General features: G+C 53.9%; 15 protein-coding genes. 9 read left to right on the top strand and 6 right to left on the bottom strand.

The window, feature by feature from the left end; translation table 11 throughout:
- Positions 1-18 precede the first annotated feature (18 nt).
- Positions 19-2499, bottom strand: coding sequence for a TonB-dependent receptor (locus EYC98_RS06115; protein ID WP_279244429.1), 2481 nt, complete (start codon positions 2497-2499; stop codon positions 19-21).
- Between the two features lie 136 nt (positions 2500-2635).
- The gene (locus EYC98_RS06110; RefSeq protein ID WP_279244428.1) at positions 2636-3556 is read right to left on the bottom strand and encodes an alpha/beta fold hydrolase; all 921 of its coding nucleotides are present in this window, start codon (positions 3554-3556) and stop codon (positions 2636-2638) included.
- A gap of 245 nt (positions 3557-3801) precedes the next feature.
- Between EYC98_RS06110 and EYC98_RS06105 the strand changes: the two genes are divergently transcribed.
- From EYC98_RS06105 to EYC98_RS06090, 4 genes are all read left to right on the top strand, one after another.
- The gene (locus EYC98_RS06105) at positions 3802-6033 is read left to right on the top strand and encodes a TonB-dependent receptor (protein ID WP_279244427.1); all 2232 of its coding nucleotides are present in this window, start codon (positions 3802-3804) and stop codon (positions 6031-6033) included.
- 155 nt (positions 6034-6188) lie between these two features.
- Positions 6189-7067, top strand: a complete 879-nt coding sequence (locus tag EYC98_RS06100) for a VOC family protein (protein ID WP_279244426.1) — start codon at positions 6189-6191, stop codon at positions 7065-7067.
- A 622-nt stretch (positions 7068-7689) separates the two neighbouring features.
- On the top strand, positions 7690-9957 hold the full coding sequence (locus EYC98_RS06095; RefSeq protein WP_279244425.1) for a TonB-dependent receptor: 2268 nt from the start codon (positions 7690-7692) through the stop codon (positions 9955-9957).
- Between the two features lie 120 nt (positions 9958-10077).
- Positions 10078-11904 carry a DUF3604 domain-containing protein gene (locus tag EYC98_RS06090; RefSeq protein ID WP_279244424.1) on the top strand — a complete coding sequence of 609 codons (1827 nt, stop codon included), beginning with the start codon at positions 10078-10080 and terminating at the stop codon, positions 11902-11904.
- Between the two features lie 38 nt (positions 11905-11942).
- Here the strand turns inward: EYC98_RS06090 and EYC98_RS06085 are convergent, their stop codons facing one another.
- Positions 11943-12563, bottom strand: coding sequence for a BamJ family beta-barrel-assembly machinery protein (locus tag EYC98_RS06085; RefSeq protein WP_279244423.1), 621 nt, complete (start codon positions 12561-12563; stop codon positions 11943-11945).
- A 159-nt stretch (positions 12564-12722) separates the two neighbouring features.
- On the opposite strand from EYC98_RS06085, the gene EYC98_RS06080 reads away from it, so the two are divergent.
- Both EYC98_RS06080 and EYC98_RS06075 read left to right on the top strand, forming a co-directional pair.
- A complete protein-coding gene (locus tag EYC98_RS06080; protein WP_279244422.1) occupies positions 12723-13928 on the top strand; it encodes an iron-containing alcohol dehydrogenase in 1206 nt (401 codons plus the stop codon).
- Positions 13879-15372 (top strand): MFS transporter, encoded by a 1494-nt coding sequence (locus tag EYC98_RS06075; protein ID WP_279244421.1) that lies wholly within the window; start codon positions 13879-13881, stop codon positions 15370-15372. Before EYC98_RS06080 ends, EYC98_RS06075 begins: the two co-directional genes overlap by 50 nt.
- A 97-nt stretch (positions 15373-15469) precedes the next feature.
- Here EYC98_RS06075 and EYC98_RS06070 read toward each other — a convergent pair whose 3' ends face one another.
- The 3 genes from EYC98_RS06070 to EYC98_RS06060 all read right to left on the bottom strand — a co-directional run bounded on the left by EYC98_RS06070 (position 15470) and on the right by EYC98_RS06060 (position 17240).
- Complete coding sequence (locus EYC98_RS06070) at positions 15470-16372, bottom strand: bile acid:sodium symporter family protein (RefSeq protein ID WP_279244420.1); 903 nt, start codon at positions 16370-16372, stop codon at positions 15470-15472.
- A 127-nt stretch (positions 16373-16499) separates the two neighbouring features.
- Positions 16500-16742: an HP1242/YdcH family protein gene (locus EYC98_RS06065; RefSeq protein WP_279244419.1), complete on the bottom strand. Its 243-nt coding sequence runs from the start codon at positions 16740-16742 to the stop codon at positions 16500-16502.
- 240 nt (positions 16743-16982) lie between these two features.
- On the bottom strand, positions 16983-17240 hold the full coding sequence (locus EYC98_RS06060) for a hypothetical protein (protein WP_279244418.1): 258 nt from the start codon (positions 17238-17240) through the stop codon (positions 16983-16985).
- A gap of 223 nt (positions 17241-17463) precedes the next feature.
- On the opposite strand from EYC98_RS06060, the gene EYC98_RS06055 reads away from it, so the two are divergent.
- The 3 genes from EYC98_RS06055 (at position 17464) to EYC98_RS06045 (ending at position 22399) form a co-directional block, all read left to right on the top strand.
- Entirely contained in the window at positions 17464-19752 is a 2289-nt protein-coding gene (locus EYC98_RS06055; protein WP_279244417.1) for a TonB-dependent receptor, read from the top strand.
- A gap of 31 nt (positions 19753-19783) precedes the next feature.
- On the top strand, positions 19784-21514 hold the full coding sequence (locus EYC98_RS06050; RefSeq protein ID WP_279244416.1) for an N-acyl-D-amino-acid deacylase family protein: 1731 nt from the start codon (positions 19784-19786) through the stop codon (positions 21512-21514).
- Between the two features lie 63 nt (positions 21515-21577).
- Positions 21578-22399, top strand: a complete 822-nt coding sequence (locus EYC98_RS06045; protein ID WP_279244415.1) for an HAD hydrolase family protein — start codon at positions 21578-21580, stop codon at positions 22397-22399.
- The last annotated feature ends 26 nt before the right edge of the window (positions 22400-22425 follow it).

Raw genomic sequence — 22425 nt, 5'->3', positions numbered from 1 at the left:
ACTGACCCACTGGGTACCCTAGAATCGGTAACCGAGTTCCACACCCAGTACGCGACCCGAACCGGGAGCCACAAACGAGCCACCAAATTCGGCCGAGGGAATCACCTCAGACAGGATATCTTCATCGGTCACGTTCAAACCGTAAAGCGCTACGCGCCAGGAGTCATAGGTTGCCAGCTCCAAACGCATATCCAGGGTGCTGTAGGTATCGCGACGAGTCTGGGAATAATCCGCCGTACCTGCTCCGGGAAAGAACAGGTCAAAGGTGGTACGGACTTGGTTCTCCTGCACGGTATGGAACCAGGTCGGTCCGGTGGTGCGCAGGTCAGCGCGGAAGGATAACTCCAGGTCATTGGCCAGAGGTGCCACGTACTGCACGCCCAGGTTCACAGTGTACTCCGCGGTATAGGGCGACTTATTGCCCTCAGTGCCCGGTCGGGAGCTGTTATCTATGATTTCACTATCATTGAAAGCGGCACTGCCAAACAGGGTCCAGGCATCGCTGACACTCCAGGCCAAGGATGTCTCGGCACCGAGAATCTCAACCTCGTCAATGTTGGAGACCACACGCAGAAGGCCGAACTGACCGGTAAAGAATTCAAAGAATTGCATGTCGGTGACTTCGGTATAGTAAGCGGCTATTTCAAAGCTGACCGCTCCGTCAGCCAACGTGCCCTTGGCACCCACTTCAAACGCGCTGGAGGTCTCCTTATCATACTCATCGCCAATGTTCAGACCCGAACCCAGCAGCGCATTGAAGTTCGCATCTAGCAACGCTTCGCTGCCCTGGTTATTGAACCCACCAGCCTTAAAACCCACTCCCCAGTTTCCGTAGAGGTTCCAGTCATCGCTCAGCGCATAGGCCACGCTGATCTTGGGCTGCCACTCTTCATAGGTGTTGTCGGCATCCGGGATCATGCCAACCGCCGGCAAGCCCGGGTTTATCGGGTTGCCTGTAGCAGGATCGTTCACATTGGGCACATTACTGCTCACTTCCCGCTCTTCACGGTCATATCGCAAGGCCACCGATAACAGCAGGGCGTCGGTGATGTCGTAATCAATGGAGCCAAACACCGCATAAACGCTGGTATCAAAGGAGTCCGCGAACATCAGCGAGGTCGGGTTAGTAGTGTCCGGCGCATTGTAGGCGTTCATAATGCCGCCCTGGCCCTGGTCTTCGGCAATCGATACTGAAGTATCCCGCTCCATTTCCAGGAAGTAGGCGCCCGCAGACCAGTTGAATGCGCCGTCCAGGTTAGAAGCCAACCGTATTTCTGCGCTAAAGTCTGTCTGCGAACGTGCTTGGTACTGGGTGCCGTCACAAGTGCTGGGTCCAAACGGGCCAAATACGGAAACGAATGGGTCTGCTGCCAGAAACTGTGGTGCGGGCAACTGATAGCCTTCACCCGCCAGAGCTTCGCGGGTTTCAGTACAGGAGTCCTGCAGCTCGAAGCGGTAAAAGGTCGCCGCGGTGCTGTCTGCCAGCCATTCCTGATCGACATCAGAATAAAGGCCCCAGGCGGTCAGAGTGTAGTCGCTGAGCTCCCAGGTGCCCTTGATCGAGACCTCGGCGCTGTCCTGAGTATTCTCTGGCTTGATATTGCCGATGAAATCGTAGTTGTGATCATTAACGTCTTCGTCAAACAGCGGGCTACCTGGCGGCAAGGCGAAGGTCGGCAAATGAAAGACGGGGTTAAACTTGAGAGCGGAGCCCTCAAATTTGGCGTAGCGCGCCTTGATGTCGATCTCGGATGTGTCACTCGGGGTAAACAAAAGACGCCCCCCAACGGTGGTATTTTCCACGGCATCAACAGTGGCACCCTGGGATCCCGGCGTCGGTCCCTTATTCCTGAAATGGCCATCGGTTTCAAAATAATCGCCGAACAGCACGAAACCCGCCTTATCACCAAGTGGGCCATCAAATACCGCGGTAGCGCCGAAGGTACTCTCTTCACCCGCCTGCACCTTAACGTCACCGGTAAACTCGTCGCCCGGCTTCTTGGTGGTCATTACAATGGCGCCGGCTGCAGCGTTTCGTCCGTAATAGGCGCCCTGTGGACCTTTCAGAATTTCGGTCTGGGTCAACTGGCCGTGCATTTGCGCGACCTGAGCGGTATTGGTCTTGAGAATACCGTCTACTACCAATGCCACGCTGTTTTCTGCGTCGCGGGCACCGTTAATGCCGCGAATATTAATCTGGGTATCACCTACCTCGGCGGTATTGGTCACAATAGAGACGCCAGGAGTCAGACCAATCACGCGCTCGACAGAATCGACACCGGAGCGTCGCAAGTCATCCTCGGTCAACACCGAGATACTGGCTGGGACATCTTGCAGGCTTTCCTCCATTCGGCGAGCCGTCACCATGACCTCTTCCAAACCGGCATAGCCATCTGCGGCCACGGCAGAAGAAACAGGCGCCCCCGCGGCAAGCACGGCGATGACCGCAGCTAGCGGTGTCAGTGACATAGAGTCTTTGGTTACCAGTTTCTTGTTCATGTTGAACCTACCCCTTTTTAGAAAGAATTTTCGTTTTGTACGCTCTGCGACGTCTAACGGTTCAGAAATCCTACTCTTAGAAAGCAAAACTATTGCTTATGCTGGCGCCCGTCAACTACTTTAGGCATCCGGTCAGCTAACGCTCTCGTTCCAGCGCCATAATCAGCTCCGCGGCGACCTCTGCGGGCTGGGAGTAGGTAATACTGTGGCTGCCCCCATCCAGCGTCACCAACTGCAACTGCGGGACATCCGAGCCCATGGCATTCGCACCAGCGTAGGGCACAACTTTATCCTTGGTACCCCAGATCGCGGTCACCGGAATATTACTCTCACCCACCAGGCGATACCGATGCTGTAAATTTCCCATCGGGAAATGACGCAGGGTCGACAACAGGGAATCTGTATACCCCTTGAATTGGAGTTGTTGCTGGAATTGACCCAGCATCTGCTGCGGCGCCTTGCCTGCGGCTACCTCATCACGAATGCTGGCCAAGGCGTAGGCTTTGCCAAACACTCGGGTAAGCCACTCTCCTAGCAGCGGCAGCTTCAGTAATGCAGCAAACGAGGACTCACCCATATAACCTGCCGGGGCTATTAGTATTAGCTGTTTGACCAGGGCCGGGTGAGATGCGGCAAAATCAACTACATTAGCCCCTCCCATCGAGTAGCCTACCAGCGCCAAGGGTGTCTCCAGCTCTAGCTCATCAATAATGGTCGTAAGTTCCGCCTGATACAGGCTCGAATCATAAGGTCCTGAAGGACGCTCAGAGTACCCCCGCCCCAGATGGTCATAGCTAACCACGCGATACCCAGCGCCGACGAGCTCCGGAGCCACCTGGTCCCAAACAAACTTGGGCGTACTGAAGCCGTGCACAAGAATAACCACAGGCGCATCTTCAGGCCCCTTTTGCGAGTAGGCTATTGCTCCCGATGGTGTCGCGAGATACTGACCACCCAGTGAAACCCGCGCTGCCTCATCCAAATCACGCAATCCAGCACCGGCCCACCAGTAAGGAGTCAATACAAGCAACAATACTAATACCACCCACTTAATCATCACATTCACACTCTTGTGAGGCTTGTCGATGCGCCCAAGCGTAGCATGGTAGGGCTGCATCACGGTTAAACAGTAGTTTGGGCTATTACAATCACTGTTGACTGTTTTTTTTTAACGGTTGATAATACCGCCGCCTAATCTCAATGTAGGATTGTTAACCGCCACGTGTCATGCACGAGCCGATTGACCACAATGAGCGGGCGTCAATCAGCAAATTCTAAAAATATATAAAGGAATCTGATCTCATGAAAAACCGCAACACGCACGGTATCGTGCACTCTCCCAGAAAGGCTTTGGCGCTGGCTTGCTCTGCAGCAATCGCATCCACCTTTATCAGCTTGCCGGCCCTGACACAGGAAGGCGCCGTCACATTGGAGGAAGTTATCGTAACAGCCCGCAAGCGTGATGAATCACTGCAGGACGTAGCCGTATCTGTTTCTGCAATTGGTGCGGAGCTGAATCAGGCCACCGTGCGCAGACTGGAAGATATTCAAACCTATTCTCCCAATCTCTACATTCGACGTGAGGCAGGCGGCGGCAGCGCCGCGACTATTTCTATCCGTGGTGTCGGCACCCTCGACACAGACAAGAGCCTCGACCCAGCAATTGGCGTCATGATGGACGGTGTATTTTTGGGCACGGCCAGTGGCGTACTCATGCAGAACTTCGACATTAAGCGTGTCGAAGTATTGCGCGGGCCACAGGGCACATTATTTGGTAAAAATACCACAGGTGGCTTGATCAATATCATCCGTGGCGACGTCACCAAAGAGTGGGGCGGCGATTTCAGCGTGGCACTGGATGAGTTCGGCCGCGAAGATATCAAGGGTGTTGTCAACGTACCCATTATCGAAGAGAAGCTGGGCGTTAAACTGTTTGGCGCTCAAATCAAGCACGATGGCTATGTCAAAAACACCACGCTCAATAGGGACGTAGGCGGCGACGATGTTAAGAACTACGGGTTTGCAGCAGAATGGCAGGCAACCGATGCCTTTGACATCAAATTCCATTATGAAAAAACCATGGACGAGAGCGATCAGGGGGCTTATGTCAATGAGAACCAGCCTGGCGACTTTTCCTGCAGCATTTACGGTGACTGCGCCTCAACCACGACTGACAACAAAGACCAGAACTCTGCTAACGGTACTAACTTCAGCGACAACGAGTACGACACCTACATCCTGACGGCAAACTATGACTTCGATAGTATGCTGCTGACCTATATTGGGTCAAAGCGGGATATGGATGAGCAGAATATGCAGCATTTTGATGCAGGCCCAGCGGACATGCTGGAGATGAACTTCTTCAACATCTGGGAACAGGAAAGTCACGAACTGCGATTGACCAGTCAACTGGACGGCCCGTTCCAGTTTGTGGCTGGACTCTATATGTTTGATGTCGACTATGAGCAACGCTGGGATGTTGCCCACCTGCACTATACGCTGGTGCCGGGGCTCACCCCAACCACGCTTAGCAGCAACGGTCAAAGTCAGCAGACAGAATCTATCGCAGCATTTATCTCCGCAGACTGGGATATCACTGAGAAGTTTACCTTGACAGTTGGTGGTCGCTATACCGAAGAGGAGAAAGATTTCGTCGGTGGTAATGGTGGCGTGTTCTACGATCCAGCAGCCGGTGATCCAATTCCCGCGTTGTTCGAACCTGTAAATTATGACGACAAATGGGAAGAATTCACCCCAAGTGTTTCTGGCCGCTACCAGATCAATGACGATCACATGGTGTGGGCTTCTTACGCTGAGGGTTTCAAGAGTGGCGGATTCTTCGGTCGGCAGGCAAACTTCGATCTTGATGCCAGCTTTGAGCCAGAGTACGTGGACAACTATGAGCTGGGCCTAAAGAGCACATTCATGGACGGCGCGATGACCTTCAACTCGACTATTTTCTTCAGCGATTATCAAGACAAGCAAGAGTCTATTTTGATCCCTGTTGATTCAACCAATGTTGCTACCGTCGTCCGGAACGCTTCAACTGAAGAGATCTTCGGCCTGGAATTTGATCTTAATTATCAGATCACAGCAAACTGGTTCATGCGCGCCAACTATGGCTACCTCGACGCGTCTTATGACGAGTATCTGGCTGACATTAATGGTGATCAGATGATCACTGATAACTCAGACTTAACACCTCGTAACACGCCCGAAAACACCTTCGGCTTGAGCACCAGTTACACCATGGAAGTGGGTCCGGGTAATTTGTCGGGAGTTTTGGCTTATCGCTATCGGGATGAGATTGAGGCAGAGGCCAGTAACAACCCTCTAGGCACTATGGACGCAATCGACGATGTCAGTGCACAACTCAGCTATAGCTTTTCTGAAGACCGCTTCCGCATAACGGCCTATGGTAAGAATCTGACTGACGAGCGGGAAAAGCGCGTACAGCTGATTACACCGATTTCAACGCGCGGATATTGGAATGAGCCTAGAACTTATGGCGTAGAGTTTGCCGCATCGTTCTAAAGCTTAAGCAATAACTTGATACAGGGGGCGCAAGCCCCCTTTTTTTGATTTAAAAAAGACCTATCCAGACGATTCATTTCAAAGTCTTACTGCTTAAGAAGCTCAGAGCCCCTGCATTGGTCGAGTTTATCCAAAAATATCATGAGGTAGATGTAGTGAAAGAAGTTAGTCGTACGTTACTAGTGCTAGGTTTTTTAGCTGGCGCGAGCAGTGGTTTTAGCTCAGATCGTCCGCTGCCATTTGGCTCATTGGAAGATCATCTCAACCTGGTATATTCAGTATCTGACATCGGGGCGACAGAGCGGTTTTATGGGGAAATCCTCGGTCTGGAGCGAATACAGGATGTCGATCTTCCCGGTGACCTCTATATGCTTCGCTATCTTGGCGGGGAGTCAGAACTAAAGTTTATCGCGGGAGGGCAAGAGCGACCTCGCATGGATGGCGGGATGCGCAATGCCCGCGGAATCAGGTTGTTGGCGCTGTTGTTGCCGGCTGAAGAGCGCGCCGGCATTGTCGAGCGGATGCAGGCAGCCGGAATAACCGTCCCGGAATTCACTGACGGTACCATGGGCGCCGTTAGCTTCAGCAGCGGCATCACTCAAGACTATGACGGCAATCAGGTAGAGATTGTGTTTTTGAGCGCTAATGTGCCCAAGCTTGCCTTTGATCAGGTACAGATTGGCCTGGGCGTATCAGATATGGCGGCGATGGGTGAATTTTTGCAGCAGGTGCTTGCATTCGAACCGGTCGAAACTGAGGGTGCTATGCATCGCTATGAGATGGGTAAGACCCAGATCAAGCTCTGGCAAGTGCCCGACTCCAAGCCAGCCTGGGTGGGAAGACCCCATGAAATGCTGGGCATCGCGATGGTCCAATTTGTCGTCTCAGATGTGCACGCTGCTCGCGATATTATCGTAGAGCGCGGAGGCAAAATACATACTGAGCCCTATGTGCTCGGAGATATGGCCACTATTATGTTTGCTGAGGGACCCGACGGTATTCTATTTGAATTCGGAGCCGTACTCGTCAAATAGGCTGGTGAACCTGGCTACCTCTCCGAGGGCTCCCTGGTCAGCCCCCCAGAACCGCTGCCAGCCTGATGCTGGCATTGGCTCGACGGAAGACGCTGCAGTGCACAGTTGCGCGTAGTAACATTAGCGACTACTAAGACTGAAGTAAGCTCAAATGGCATCACTCACAAGTCAGGAGCGGTCTCAGCAAATGGCCCCCACTGACGGATTTCGGCCAGGAAACGCTGGAGGTTTTCCAGCCCCTCTATATCAATAGTGTCTCGGTAAGCCGCCCTGCTGACGTTTAGGCGCAGGAGTATAGGCGTCACAAAGGCCGTGTGTCGAGCACACAGGCTAGCTCGGCGCGCTTTTCCAGACCAGGTCCGTTCGGTTTCCGGGACAAATGGAATTGGCACAGGTGTGTCTCGGGTCATTTTGGTCTAATCCAGAAACACCACACCTTGCTCAACAAGCGGTTTCTAGGTGTAAATACAATCATTCTTGACTGTTTTTTTGTAAGGGACGATAATGCCGCTCCTTTATTTGGGCTTCCCTTCTGAAGTCATCAGCACTGGGTGGCTCATCAAAGGCATGAACTAGCTTCGTTAAGCTCATTTTTTGTAATACACCTTAGGGCTCTGATCACATGACAAAAAGCACCGCTGCAGCAAGATTCACAGGCACAAGGAAGGCGTTCCCGCTTTCCGCAATAGCACTGGCCGTTGCCGCCACTTCAGTACCGCAGGTACTGGCGCAAGAAAATAGAGTAGCGTTGGAGGAGGTTATCGTTACCGCCCGAAAGCGTGAGGAGTCCATACAGAAAGTACCTGTTTCAGTAACCTCATTGGGTAAGGAGCTGCAAGAAGCCAGCTTGCGTCGGCTAGACGACATCCAATCATTCACGCCAAACGTCTATATCCGAACTACTGCCGGTATTCCGGGTGGCGCGGCCATTAGTATTCGTGGTGTCTCCTATCAGGAGACTGACAAGACCCTTGACCCTTCAATCGGCGTCATTATGGACGGCCTGTATCTCGGCACGTCAAGTGGTTCTCTACTGAACAACTTTGACACCAAGCGCATAGAAGTACTGCGTGGCCCTCAGGGCACCCTGCACGGTAAGAACACCACCGGTGGTGTCGTCAACGTTGTTCGCGGCGATATCACTATGGAATGGGGTGGCGATGTTAGCGTTACTTTAGGCGATGATGGACGTGAAGATATAAAGGGCGTGCTCAATATCCCAATCATCGAAGACAAGCTTGGCGTCAAGGTGTTCGCCAATCAGATTAAGAGTGATGGTTGGGTCAGGAACGTTACCATCGGCGAAGACGTATTTGGTGATGACAAAAATACTTATGGCTTTGCAGCTCTATGGCAAGCCACAGAAAATTTGGACATCAAATTCCATTACGAGCGCAATATAGATAAAACCGACACGGGCGCCAATGTTAACGCCAGTATACCGGGTGTAGGTCAGGATACAGACTGTAATCTCCAGGGTGCTCTCTATCCGGTCTCTTGTGATGCTCAGGACTTGGGTGACGAAGACCGCACCACCGCTAACGATAGAAATCACAACGATAGTGAATACGACACCTATATTGGCACTATCAACTGGGATTTCGACAAGTTCCTCCTGACCTCGATCACTGGCTATCGAACTATGGATGAAGCCTACCGATTTGAGTTTGATGGCGGTTCGCAGGAATTTCTGTCGTTTGACTATACCAACGAGTGGGATCAGTTCAGCCAAGAGCTGCGCGTGACCTCTGATTTTTCTGACTCCATAGATATTGTTGCCGGCCTGTTCTACTGGGAGGTCGAGTACGCGCAGGATTGGAATGTCTATGAGCTTCTCAGTGCGGTCGCCGCATTACCCCCGAGCGCTGTTAGTGCCAATGGACAGAGCCAGGACGCCACTTCTTATGCTGCCTTCGGTCAGGCTGACTGGCACATCACTGACCAATGGACAATAACCGTTGGCGGTCGTTATACCTACGAAGAGAAAGATTTCACCGGTGGTGATGGCTCGGTTTACTTCTTGCCTGCACCGCGTCCCGATGTCCCTACACGAGACTTCGATGACGACTGGGAAGAGTTTACCGGCAAGTTGGGCTTCACTTACCAGCACACTGATGATCTCATGGTCTTTGGATCCTGGTCCGAGGGTTTCAAGAGTGGTGGCTTCTTCGGGCGTCAGGCAAACTTTGATATCAATCCTACGTATGAGCCTGAGTACGTAACCAACTGGGAACTCGGCATGAAGAGCACCTGGATGGATGGACGCATGATTTTCAACCCAACGATCTTCTTCAATGACTATGAAGACAAACAGGAAGATGTCCTGATATTCATCGATCCCACCAACGTTGCAACCGTTATCCGTAACGCATCAACGCTGGAAATCTGGGGCGCTGAGCTGGAGCTTCAATTTCAGGTGACCGAGGCATGGAATATCCGTGCTTCCTACGGTTATCTGGATGCCAGTTATGACGACTATGTTGCAGACATCAATGGTGATGGCATAGAGACGGACAACAGTGACATTACGCCCCGTAACACGCCTGAGAATACGATTGGTCTTAACACCACGTATACTATGGATATCGGACCTGGTGAGCTGGTTGGAGCCGCTTCCTATCGCTGGCGCGATGAGATTGAAGTTCTTTCCTTCAGAGACCCATCACCCGGGGCAGTAGGCAACGATCCTTTAGGTCACCTTGGCTCTATTCAAAACCTGGATCTCACTATTAACTACATCTGGGCTGACGGGCGCTACCGTGTGACCGGCTATGGCCGCAACGTAACGGATGAAAGGGAGCGCGTTGTAAGCCGTATTCCTGGACTTACCAGCTGGGCAAGCTGGAACCAGGGCGCCAACTACGGTGTAGAGTTTGCAGCCTCGTTCTAAACCAAAAGGCGCAAGCCAATGTGGGGCCCTGGTGGCCCCAACTTAAGACAACCCCGCCCCCTGAACAGGAGGCGGGGTTTTTTTATCGCTAACAATCAGTCACAGCAGAGAGCCATAATAATGAAAAAAATAATAGCGGGTTTGTTACTGGTCGCCATGCCAGCCTTAGGGCAGGAATATTCCCCCGCCCTGAACACAGCCGGAGCCGACAATCTTTACTGGGGCGACTTACATGTTCATAGCAATTATTCACCGGACGCCTTCGCGTTCGGCAATTCAAAACTGTCACCGGATGCCGCGCTGAGGTTCGCGCGAGGGGATCAGGTAACGGCCAACAATGGCATGCCGGTGCAACTGCGCCGGCCGCTGGATTTCCTGCTGGTCGCGGATCATGCTGAGTTTATTGGCGTATTCCCCAAACTCGTCGACAACGACCCTGACTTACTGGCGACCGAACTCGGCGCCGAATGGCGCAGCTTATTCGACAAGACCGGCAATATTGGCGCGGTCATTGGCGAGTGGCTGAAGCGCATTCAAGACCCCAACTACGAGCAGGAGCTGTCCGAGGACTATCGCAGCCAGATCTGGCAGGAAGTAGCGGCAGCCGCAGAACGCAATAACCAACCCGGCGTCTTCACCGCCTTTGTCGGCTACGAATGGACGGCTATGGTCGCTGGCAATAACCTGCACCGAGTAGTGGTTTACCGGGACGATGCCGCTACCGCTACACGCAAATTGCCCTTCTCGGCCCTCGACAGTCAGAACCCCGAAGATCTCTGGGCGGCGCTGGCGCACTACGAAGAACTGACGCAGGGGCGTGTTATGGCAATCCCCCACAACGGTAACGTCAGCAACGGCCTCATGTTCGCCGAGGAAACTCTGGCCGGAAAGCCTTTTGACCGCGACTACGCCACCACTCGCGCACGCTTTGAGCCGCTCTATGAGGTGACACAAGTAAAGGGCGACAGCGAAACTCATCCGTTCTTATCTCCCGATGATGAGTTCGCCGATTTTGAGACCTGGGATGATGACAACATTGGCCGCACGGTGGCCAAGCAAAACTCTATGCTGCCTCATGAATATGCCCGCTCCGCCCTGAAGCTGGGTTTGGAGATGCACTCCAAACTGGGCGTGAACCCCTATCAGTTTGGATTGATTGGCAGCACCGATGCCCATACCTCGCTGGCCACCGCCGACGACAATAATTTCTGGGGTAAATTCCTCGACTCAGAACCGGGACCTGAACGCGCCCACAACAAAATGGGTGGCTCTCTGTGGTTCAACTGGAAGCTGGCCGCCTCTGGCTATGTCGGTGTGTGGGCACAGGAAAACACACGCGCCGCCTTGTTTGATGCCCTCGAACGCAAGGAAGTCTATGCCACTACCGGCCCCCGCATCGCACTGCGGGTATTCGGTGGCTGGGATTTCAATGAAGAGGACATTCATAACGCAGACCTGGCGCAACGGGGATATAGCGACGGCGTACCCATGGGTGGCGAATTGACCTCCGCGGCAAAAGGGAACACACCGGGCTTTCTGATTCAGGCCCTGAAAGATCCGGATGGCGCGAACCTGGACCGAGTTCAGGTAGTTAAGGGCTGGCTCGATAAGCGCGGCAAGACCCTGGAAAAAGTTTACGATGTGGCGCTGTCGGACGGGCGCAAGCAAAACCGGAGAACAGGCAAAGCGCCACCCGTTGAGAATACGATAACCGCTGCTGGTAATTCGTATACCAACGCTAGCGGCGCTGTCAGTCTGGCGAGCTTCTGGCAAGATCCTGAGTTTGACCCTGACCAGCGTGCCTTCTATTACGTGCGGGTAATCGAGATACCGACACCGCGCTGGACCGCCTATGATGCCAGCTACTTTGGTCAACCGGACAATGAAGAGATTCCCATGCAGACTCAGGAACGGGTCTACAGCTCACCTATCTGGTACAACCCCTAAACGCTTTGGCGGCGACTAGATGTCGCCGCCAAACTTGCTTAGCCAACAATTTCCAGCAGTTCAACTTCAAAGATTAACGCTGTGTAAGGCCCTATTGCACCACCTGCGCCGCGCTCACCGTAGGCCAGTTGGTAGGGAACATAAAGTCTCCACTTTGAACCGATAGACATTTCCTGCAGTGCCTCGGTCCAGCCAGCGATCACGCCATTAACCGGAAATTCAGCTGGCTCACCGCGTTCAACAGAGCTGTCAAAGACCGTGCCGTCAATCAAGGTGCCGTGATAGTGGGTACGTACCGTGGAGCTGGCCGTTGGCTTGTCGCCTGCACCGGTAGCCAGCACTTCGTACTGCAAGCCAGAGGCGGTTACAGTCACCTCGGCACGCTCGGCATTGTCTTCCAGAAAAGCCTCACCTTCGGCAGCTCCCTGAGCGGCCTGCGCGGCCTGCTGCAACTCCATACGCTTCTGTATCTCCTCAAAAGCCGCACGCATCAGAGGCTCTTCAACCGTGCTTGGCTGACCCAACAGAGCTGCCTTAACCCCAGCGGCTACCGCATCGACGTCGACTCCTTCAAAACTGTTCTGGCTCAGCTGGTCCCCCATCTGACGGCCAATACCATAACTGACCCGCTGCTCTACTGTTGTGTATTCCTCAGACATGCTAATGCTCCTTTTCTGGTTTCATTTAGTGTGTAAGCGGCGCGCATATTATCACGCCCGGTGACGAATTGAATTGTCGCAAGCCGCTGCAACCTGTTTACAGGCCGCCCACAGGCTGCGAGACTGCGTGATCGCTAAAAATAACAAGGACTCCTTTTAATGCCGGCTTTCCATAAAGTAATACGTTATAAGCTGCTGCGCAGTCTGATGAAGAAAGTCATCAATAAGCCACAACCCAAACCCGCCATGTTTGTTGGGCCCGACTCGAGCCTGCAGTTGTGCGGCACCATCGCTCATTTCGGTGTCAAAAAAATCCTGCTGGTTACTGATCGACCGATCATTGAACTTGGCTTGCATGTGGCGGCCGTCGCCAAGCTCAATAGCCTGGGCGTAGAGGTCTGCATTTATGATGAGGTCAAACCTGACCCGACGGTCAGCGTGATTGAGGCGGGCATTAAATGCCTGAAAGAGAATCAATGTGACGCGGTACTGGCTTTTGGTGGCGGCTCCTCCATGGACAGCGCCAAAGTCATTGCCATGGCAGCGGGCAATAATTTAACAGTGCCGGAATGCATGGGCTTTGGCAAAGCCAAGCTGCCAACCCTGCCCCTGTTTGCCATTCCCACTACGGCGGGCACCGGCTCTGAGGCCACCATGGCCGCGATCGTCTCCGATGACGAGACCCATGCCAAAAATGCCGTAGCCGATTTCAAACTCGTGCCATCAGCTGCCGCGTTGGACCCATCACTGATGCTGGGCCTACCACCGCATATTACCGCCGCCACCGGCATGGATGCACTCACCCACGCGGTAGAGTCCTACACTGGGGTATGGAGCACACCAGAGACCGACCACTACTGTTTGGCCGCCACCAAACTGATCTTCGAGAATATTGAAACCGCTTACAGTGATGGCCAGAATATTGCGGCTCGCGAAGCAATGGCGCTGGCCTCCTATTACGCCGGGCTGGCGTTCACCCAGGCAATGGTCGGCTACGTACATGCTATTTCGCATCAGCTGGGCGCTCACTATGGGATTGCCCACGGCGTAGGCAATGCCATGGCGCTGCCACCCGTTATGGAAATGCTCAAAGGAGCTGCCACCACCGAGTTAGCTGAATTGGCCGTGCATGTTGGCCTGGGCAACGGTGACGAGGCGCCTGAGCAACTCGCCGATCGCTTTATTGGCCGCATCTGGGAGCTTAACGACAAGCTGGGTATTCCGCGCCAGACTGAGCTGATCCAGGATAAAGATATACCAGTGATCGTTGCCGCCGCCATGAAAGAAGGCAATGGTTACCCGGTACCTCGCTTTATTGAAAACAGCGAGTGCGAAGCCCTACTGCGGGGATTACAATCAAACTGAGACATACACACCGTTGTTAACTCTCCGCCAGCGCGCACTTTATGGAGTCGGTGGCGCCGTTTTTTCTGTCAAAGAAGCGGCCTACTCTATCTTTGTACTTATTTTCTATACTCAGGTGCTGGGGCTGGCGGGCAGCATAGCCGGCCTGGTCATGCTACTGGCAATACTCTGGGACGCCGTTAATGATCCGCTAATCGGCGGCTGGTCAGACCGCTTTCAGTCTCGTTGGGGACGCCGGCACCCGTTTATGCTGGCCGGTGCGATCCCCATGGGTATTGGCTTCATCGGCCTGTTCTACCCTCCAGCAGCAATCACTGAAGACACCTGGTTGCTGGCCGCCTGGCTGCTGTTCTGGTCACTGTGGATACGCACTTTCCTGAGCTTCTTTTCGATACCCCATCTGGCCATGGCTGCTGAACTCACCACTGACTATTACGAGCGTAGCAGACTCCTGGGAGCGCGCACCTTCTTCGGTTTCATCTGTGCAGTCGCCCTGCCGGCGCTGGCCTTGCTAGTGCTGTTTCCCACCATCAATGAGATCGATGGCCGCTTTGTTGCCGGCAACTATCCTATGTACGGGCTGTGGTCGTGTCTGCTGGTGTGGCTAGTGGCCGGACTGGCCATAGGCGGCACCCCCCGCCACCCAGGAGAGCGTAAGGTGGCCGCCAAAAAAAACGCCTCCCCAACCACTGTTACCGCACTATTCAAAGATTTTGCTCTGATATTACGGAACCTGAACTTTCGCAATATTCTGTTCTACGATGCCGCCGCATCGGCATCTTATGGCATTCTGATCAGTCTCAATGTGCTGGCCTGGACCTACTACTGGGAGCTCTCCACCACTCAGCTTTCCGTCGTGCTGGCCCTGCCCTCCATTATCGGTGTACCACTTGCAGTCTGGGCAATGGGACCGCTGGGTAAACGCTGGAGCAAGCACCGGATACTGCAACTCACCATTGGCTTGATGATCGCGGTTGCTATGTCAGTCTACTTGTTACGCTGGCTGGACTGGCTTCCCGCCAATGACCACCCGTTGGTTTTCGTGGCGTTATTGCTGCAGATGCTGGCATGGATGTTTCTGTTCGTCATTCGGGTGATATGCGCCTTTTCTATCATTGCCGATGTCACCGATGAGCACGAACTTGAGCACGGCACCCGCCAGGAGGGTGGTTTTTTTGCGGCCATGGGGTTTACCACTAAACTGGCGGGCGCAGCGGGCCCGCTTTACGCCGGTATAGTACTGGACGTCATTAATCTGCAGGAGGGTATGCTGCCGGGCGCTATAGCCCAGCAGACTCTGGACGGCCTGGCCCTGTCACTACTGGTCGGAGTCATACCACTGCTGTTACTCGCCTGGCGCTTCACCTACGCTATTTCAATGAGCCCTCAGAAACTGGCCCACATACAGGCGCAATTACGTGCGCGGGAGGAGCAGAAAAACTAAAAATCATCACACTATAGCGGTGATTTGAGCAACTTTTTTGCCACTTTCGACAAAAAATTGAGCCGATACTGTGACTGTAAATTGCCAGCTCTGCGGATCACGCAGCAGCTCGGCGCTTGTTGATCAGCCCATGCAGGAATATCTGTCCCAGGCCCGCCATTATGGCCATGCCTCCGTAGGCCAACACGGTGGTGAGCACCATATCACCAACAGGATCGGCCATGCCGACGACCGCAGGGAACAGCGATGCCTTGATCAACAGACCCAGGTTGCCATTACGCACGGTGACCTCAATATTAATTGCCGTGCATTCTTCTGACTTCAGCTTCAGGAACAGCGGTACCAACCATGAAATGACTATCAAGATAACCAGCATGACAAACACCAGCTGCAGATTGTCGGTACCAAATGCCACCATATCAATGCGATCAGCACCGGTTGCGCCGATAATAATCAGCGCAATGCAAAATATGGATCCGCGAATACAGTAACGTGAAAAACGCGGAGCTATCTCAGCAACAAAGTGCAGAACAAGCATGCCTAACAACAGTGGTAGTAACAAAATCAACGCAATTTCCAATGCCATCTGCGCTGCTGGCATATCAAAATCAGCAGGCATGTGTTGAGCAATTAGCAGACCGAGAACGATGGGCGTAGTCACCAGACATGCCAGCGTGGTGACCGCGGTCATGGCTATCGAGAGTGGCACATGCCCGCGGGCCAAAAAAGTAAATACATTAGACATGGTACCGCCGGGGATCGCGGCACAAAGTGCCAGTCCAATGGCCAAACCGGGCTCTGGCACAGCCCAACTGATCAGTGCCCAGATTGACAGCGGCACGAGTATCATTTGTACCAGTAGCCCGACAAGTAGCGGCCGGGGTTTTAGAAATACCGCGGCAAAGTCACGAATACGCAGCGTAGCGCCCATGCCTAACATCGCCAGACTCAACTGTACGGCCGCAAACCAGTATTCATGGCGAATGTAAAAATCAAACATAGCGACGCTTATACTTTGGAAACCGAGCTAGAGCTTACCGGATATTTGGTCGCCACGCTCCGTTCCTCAAACCATAACAGCAGCGCGCTAATTTCGAGGCGGGAGCACCCAGGCTAAAACAGGGTAGCTATGCGGTGCTGGTTAACATCCGATACAGTTCATCCTTCAGATGCAGCCGCTTCAGCTTAGCCTCTTCCTCCGTCACACTAGCCACCGGTGTGACTTCATTTTCCATATTTTCAACGGCGCGAGTCAATTCGTGGTACTGATCAAACAACTTACGAAAGTGGGTATCACTGAGTTTAAGTTCGTGAATCTTGTCGCGCATAGTCGGAAATTCATTGACGAGATCATGGTGCTCTACGGACATAGTCGGCTCCTGGAGGGCTTAGGTTGCTAGAGTAGTTCAGCATAGCCGAGCTATTAACGACAGCCATGATCTGCATCAGCCAATTACCACTTGGAACCATCAACAAAGCCAGCCGTGCCCTTCACTATTCGCCTGCGCAGTTGCGGGGCATTGAACTACACTACCCGGGTGATATTTTACGGATATAGAATCACCCTGCCGCTCATATTCGGGTTACCCAAAGTTGAGTAAAAGCACCAACTATTTTTTCCAAAGGGCTTCTTTGGCTTTTTCCACATCCACAGATTCTTTGGCTTTGTCCTTATCGACCGCGTCATACGCCTCTTTGTAATCAACTTCACCCTCTTTATAGGAACCCTGAAGTTTCTCAGTGTCTACGGAATCAGCGGCCTTTTCTTTATCGACAGATTCAAGCAATTTGCCATAGTCTTGGGCGACCACTTGACCACCTGTGGTAAGCAAAAATAGAGCGCTTGCGATTGCAAATAGATTTTTCATACGATGTCCTCCAAATGTTGGCGCCTAGTTTAGACGAAAAACCAGACCACTGACCACTCTGCCGCCCCTAAAAACCCTACGCTGCGTATGGCTTTATAAGTTCGATTATCTAAGCCAGGCGCAGTGATTAGCCTGGACGGTCAAAAAATGGCGGAACACGCTTCACCCGCATCGCTTATAGCGGTATAACAGGTATCAATATAAAAGTAATAAAGAGGTTCTCATGCAGTTGAAGCACTCACTAACACCGGCTCTGGTTGCAGCGATCGCTGCTTTTTCAGCCCCGATGAGCATGGCTCAAGGCTCAAACCTGGTGCTTGAAGAAATCGTGGTAACGGCACAGAAAAAAGCTGAGAACCTGTCTGAAACACCCATGACGGTTAACGTTATTACCGGCGAGACCTTCTCTGAGTACGCAGGCTTCGACATCCGCGACCTGGACCGGTTTACTGCGGGCATAGCTGTCACCGGGCTGGATTTTGACGTCGATATGGCGGTCCGCGGTTTGGGCAGCAATCTGGATGCGGCCCTGGACCCACGTGTCACATTCTATTGGGATAACGCCTATTCCGTGCGCCAGATCGCCAACTTCGTCAGCCAGTTTGATCTGGAGCGTTTTGAACTGCTGCGCGGACCGCAGGGCACTCTATATGGCAAATCATCGCCGGCCGGGGCACTGACCATGCAAACCCGAAGTCCCAACCTCGAAAACGTGGACGGTTTCTTCCAACAGGCATTCAGCGAGCGTGATGGCATCAACAGCCAACTAGCCGTGTCACTGCCCATCGTCAAAGACACTTTTGGTATTCGCCTGGCCGGCGTTTACGACCAGAATCGTAACCAGGATATCGAAAACATTACCCTGGGCATTAACAATCAGGCTGAGACCAAAGGCGGCCGCGTAGTCGCTCTCTGGCAGGCCAGTGACAACATTGATGTGCGTTTTAGCTACAACTATGTCAAAGCCGACAAAGACATCAATAGTATTGTCGAAGGCAACGGCCTCCAATACACCGACCGCAAGGCGGTGAATGAGTTTGCAGCCACATCCTATGAACGCCACAGCCAGGCGGTGTTGGAAGTGAACTGGGAACTGCCCAATGAATGGCTGCTAACCTCTGTTACCAGTCACCAGCGCTCACTGATGCAGCGCGAGTTTGACAGTGACCAGACTGATGTCAAAGGCCAGAATCAGTCAGTGACTTCTGATATCAAGGGCGCCGTTAATCAGGAACTGCGCCTACAGTCGGTTGGCAATGACTTCTGGGACTGGACCGCTGGCATTTTCTACCAGGACTCTGAAGCAGAAACACCGGTGTATGTAGACAATTTTGTGTTGGTTGGCCTGGGGGTTTATTTGCCCTTTGTAGCCGAGGTTACTGGCCCGGCATTTAATGACTCAGAGGAGTACGCACTGTTTTTGCATAATGCTTTTCACATCACTGAGAACGGCACTTTGACGTTGGGTCTCCGCTACAACAACCTGGAGCGTTACAATCAGCAAACTTTTGAACAGCTTGCTTTTCTACTGGCAGGAGATGAACGGGTTGGCCCGCTGGATACCACTATTGTCGAGGGGGTTCCGGAGGATGTGCAGAATCTGGACTACGATGCTTTTACCGGCACCCTGAAGTATCAGCACTCATTTGCTGACGGACTCATGGTCTATGGCTCCTATGACCGCGGCTGGCGCAGCGGTAGCGCCAATATCGGCGGCCAGCCACTGCCTGCTGACTGGGCAGCTTTCGAAGAAGAATCCAGTGACAACTTTGAGCTGGGCATGAAGTGGAGTTTCATGGAGGGTCGCGGACTGTTCAACCTGACTGGTTACTACCAGACCTATGAAGACTTCCACTACGGTGCCAATAATGTACTTTACGTACTGATCGATGACAGCTTTGCCCAGGGCAGCCCGGTGGTCAACGCCGACGAGGTCAGCTCCACCGGAGTGGAGGCCGAGGTTTCCTACCTGATCATGCAAAACTGGTCTTTCTCAGCGTCCATGAGCTACAACAAAACCAAATTCGAGCAGTTCGATGACGCTCCCTGCAATGACCCCAGCCAGGACCTGACGACTCCCGGCGACTACGCAACCTGCGATCTCAAGGGTGAACCGGCGGGTACGCAGCCCGAGTGGTCCGGCGTTATCACTAGCGAATATTATACGGATGTCGGCGACCGCGACATGGAGTGGTACCTGCGCGGACTGTTCAAGGCCGAGGGGGAACGCGAGGATGTCGACGTAGACCGCACTATCAGTGGCTACGCCTTTGTTGATGTTTTCACCGGCCTGCGCAGCAACGACGGTGCCTGGGATGTCAGCCTGTGGGCCAAGAACCTGCTGGACGAGGAGGCGCGCCTGAATCTGTCGCCAACCATCCCGGTACCCGACTATGCGCTCGCCGGGCAGCCAGCTGATTCCGCTACTGCCACTATCAACACTGGCTATACCCGGCTGGAGAACCTGTTGGCACCGCGCACCATTGGCGCCACTCTGGCGCTGCGATTCTAGCGTTAGCAAAAGTTATGAGAGGAGGCTCACAATGACCCCACAGCACAATTACCTGATCTGCGGCGGTACCGTCGTCGACGGCAGCGGCGCCGCCGCCTTTGCCGCCGATGTCAGGGTGCGAAATGGTTTGATTACCGAAGTCGCACCTGGACTACAGCCTGCAGAAAACGAAACCGTGGTTGACGCCGCCGGCTGTTACGTTACCCCGGGACTTATAGAAAGCCACACCCATTTTGATGGCACCATGTGGTGGCAACCCGGGCTTGATCCGCTGCCCGGCTGTGGCGTAACCACAGTGGTCATGGGTAACTGTGGTTTTGCACTGGCGCCGTTGCACGATGACGCGGCAGTACGTGAGCAGGTGGTCAAGATTTTTTCTTTCTTCGAAGATATTCCAGAAGAGCCTTTTATGACCAACCTGCCGTGGGACTGGCGACGCTGGTCGGAGTACAAGGACTCCATGGTCAAGAATGTCAGGGTGCCCACCAACTACGGAACCTTCGTCGGCCATATTGCCCTGCGTCTGGCGGTTATGGGCATGGAGGCCTGGGAGCGGGCGGCCACGGCGGATGAAATTGCGGAAATTTGCGAGCTGCTGGTAGACGCACTGGAAGCCGGTGCCCTGGGTATGTCTACCAACCTGATGGATCACGACGGCGACGATCGGCCAGTGCCCTCACTACAAGCTGACGACGCTGAGTTCAGCGCCATCTTTGATGTGATGGAAAAGTACCCCGGCACCAGCGTGCAGGTGGTCATTGACAGCCTGATGCGGATGACCGCCCCCCAGGCCATGGAGCGCCTGGCACAACTGACCGAGGGCAAGGCGGTGCGCCTGCAATGGGCTGGCGTGCCCACCCTTAAGTGGCAGAAGGACTATGGCCTGCAGCAGCCATTACTGGATCTGCATGAGCGCTTTGCCGCGGAGGGTCGCGATTTCTGGACCGGCTATGCGCACGTACCGATCACGGTCACGGCCAGCATTCGGCAGTCACTATTATTCGCCCAGTCCAACGACTATGTGTGGCACGAGGTGGTCAGTGCCGAAACAGATGCAGCCAAGCTGGCGCTGCTGGCGGACCCCGACTGGCGCGAACGCGCTCGCCATTCCTGGGACCACGAGTCACTGGAAACTGCGTTTTTCCGCAACCCGCGGCCGATGATGCTGGACAACTCAGAAAACGAGGTCGGTCCAATGGGCATCACCCTCGGTGAATACGCCGACCAACTCGGCGTGCACCCGTCGGATGCGCTGGCCGAATGGTTTATCCTCAACGGACTCTCCTCCACTATTACCATGCCGCCCTGGGAAAAAGACAATGACACCGTGGTCAATCTAACCCGTGACCCCTACGCGGTTGGCAATATCAACGACAGCGGTGCCCACGGGCAGTTGTTCTGCGGCGCCGGTGACAACCTGCTGCTGTATACCGACTATGTTCGCAGCGGCCTGCTGAGCATGGAAGAGGCGGTACATTCACAAACCGGCAAGCTGGCTGACCACTTCGGCTTTGGCGACCGCGGTGAAATCAAGGTCGGCAAACGCGCAGATATCACCGTATTTGCTCTCGATGAAATTGAGCGCCGGGAGAAGTACAAGGTCTATGATGTGCCCGACGGCCAGGGTGGCTATACCTGGCGCTGGACCCGCGATGCGGCGCCCATGCGCCTGACCCTGGTAAATGGGGTTAGCACCTTTGCCGAGGGCGCGCCTACCGGCGCCTTCCCCGGCGTTATGGTAAGCCCGGGCGACGGCGCATAAATTTTTGCCGGTCGAGCACGCGCTTTACCGGCACTGGGCTATAACCGGTGTATAATCGAGCCCATGACACTGATCGTTTTCGACCTGGATGGGACCCTGCTGAACAAGCAATCCCAGCTCTCTGACTTTACCCGCGATACCCTGCGTCTGTTGCGCGAGCGCGATATCGCCTATACGGTGGCCACCGGTCGCACCCTGCACGCTGCCCGCGACCTGGTCACCGCTGATCATTTTCTGTTGCCGCAGATATACAAGAACGGGGTGGTTACCTGGGACCCGGTTACCGAGAATTACAGCCATCAATTTTTGCTCAGTAGCGGCGAAACTGATCGCATTTTGCACGCCTTCCTGGCCCAGGGGCTGACCCCCTTTATTTTCACTTTGGACCAGCATGGCGAGCACGCCGTGTATCACACGCCGCTGGTGACCGAACTCGATCATCGGCTGGCGCAGGACATACGCGAACACAGGCATCTTCCGGTACTGCCCGCAGATGAACTACCTGGCGATGCCGGCATTACCAATGTCAGTGCGCTCGGCGAGCAGGCCGCTGCCAAGGCCATTGGTGTCATGGTAGAAGCAGAAGACCACCTGGTAGCCTACATGGGCCCAGGCATAGAAGACCGCAGCATGTTTTGGCTCGATGTGCATCACAGCGATGGCAGCAAGGGCGCCGCTGTGGCACGGTTAAAGAAGGATCTGGGGATGCAAACCCTGATCTGTTTTGGCGATAGTGACAACGACCTGAGCATGTTCGACGAAGCCGACGAATGTTATGCCCCCGAGAACGGCAAGGTCGAAGTGAAGGCGGCAGCCACTGCTGTTATCGGAGACCATGATGACGATGGCGTGGCGCGCTTTCTGCGCGAACGCTTTAACCTTTAGCGCGCTGGCCGAGCCTGCTCACAGGC

Origin of the sequence: Candidatus Litorirhabdus singularis, assembly GCF_026262625.1 — a bacterium.
Taxonomy (GTDB): Bacteria; Pseudomonadota; Gammaproteobacteria; order Pseudomonadales; family Halieaceae; genus Litorirhabdus; species Litorirhabdus singularis.
The sequence above is the reverse complement of the archived record's forward strand: the minus strand, read 5'-3'. Positions and strand labels throughout refer to the sequence as shown.

Bases quoted from the DNA above. Each gene is read 5' to 3' on its own strand.
- EYC98_RS06115 (WP_279244429.1), bottom strand. From the start codon at position 2,499: ATGAACAAGAAACTGGTAACCAAAGACTCTATGTCACTGACACCGCTA.
- EYC98_RS06110 (WP_279244428.1), bottom strand. From the start codon at position 3,556: ATGATTAAGTGGGTGGTATTAGTATTGTTGCTTGTATTGACTCCTTAC.
- EYC98_RS06105 (WP_279244427.1), top strand. From the start codon at position 3,802: ATGAAAAACCGCAACACGCACGGTATCGTGCACTCTCCCAGAAAGGCT.
- EYC98_RS06095 (WP_279244425.1), top strand. From the start codon at position 7,690: ATGACAAAAAGCACCGCTGCAGCAAGATTCACAGGCACAAGGAAGGCG.
- EYC98_RS06090 (WP_279244424.1), top strand. From the start codon at position 10,078: ATGAAAAAAATAATAGCGGGTTTGTTACTGGTCGCCATGCCAGCCTTA.
- EYC98_RS06085 (WP_279244423.1), bottom strand. From the start codon at position 12,563: ATGTCTGAGGAATACACAACAGTAGAGCAGCGGGTCAGTTATGGTATT.
- EYC98_RS06080 (WP_279244422.1), top strand. From the start codon at position 12,723: ATGCCGGCTTTCCATAAAGTAATACGTTATAAGCTGCTGCGCAGTCTG.
- EYC98_RS06070 (WP_279244420.1), bottom strand. From the start codon at position 16,372: ATGTTTGATTTTTACATTCGCCATGAATACTGGTTTGCGGCCGTACAG.
- EYC98_RS06065 (WP_279244419.1), bottom strand. From the start codon at position 16,742: ATGTCCGTAGAGCACCATGATCTCGTCAATGAATTTCCGACTATGCGC.
- EYC98_RS06060 (WP_279244418.1), bottom strand. From the start codon at position 17,240: ATGAAAAATCTATTTGCAATCGCAAGCGCTCTATTTTTGCTTACCACA.
- EYC98_RS06055 (WP_279244417.1), top strand. From the start codon at position 17,464: ATGCAGTTGAAGCACTCACTAACACCGGCTCTGGTTGCAGCGATCGCT.
- EYC98_RS06050 (WP_279244416.1), top strand. From the start codon at position 19,784: ATGACCCCACAGCACAATTACCTGATCTGCGGCGGTACCGTCGTCGAC.
- EYC98_RS06045 (WP_279244415.1), top strand. From the start codon at position 21,578: ATGACACTGATCGTTTTCGACCTGGATGGGACCCTGCTGAACAAGCAA.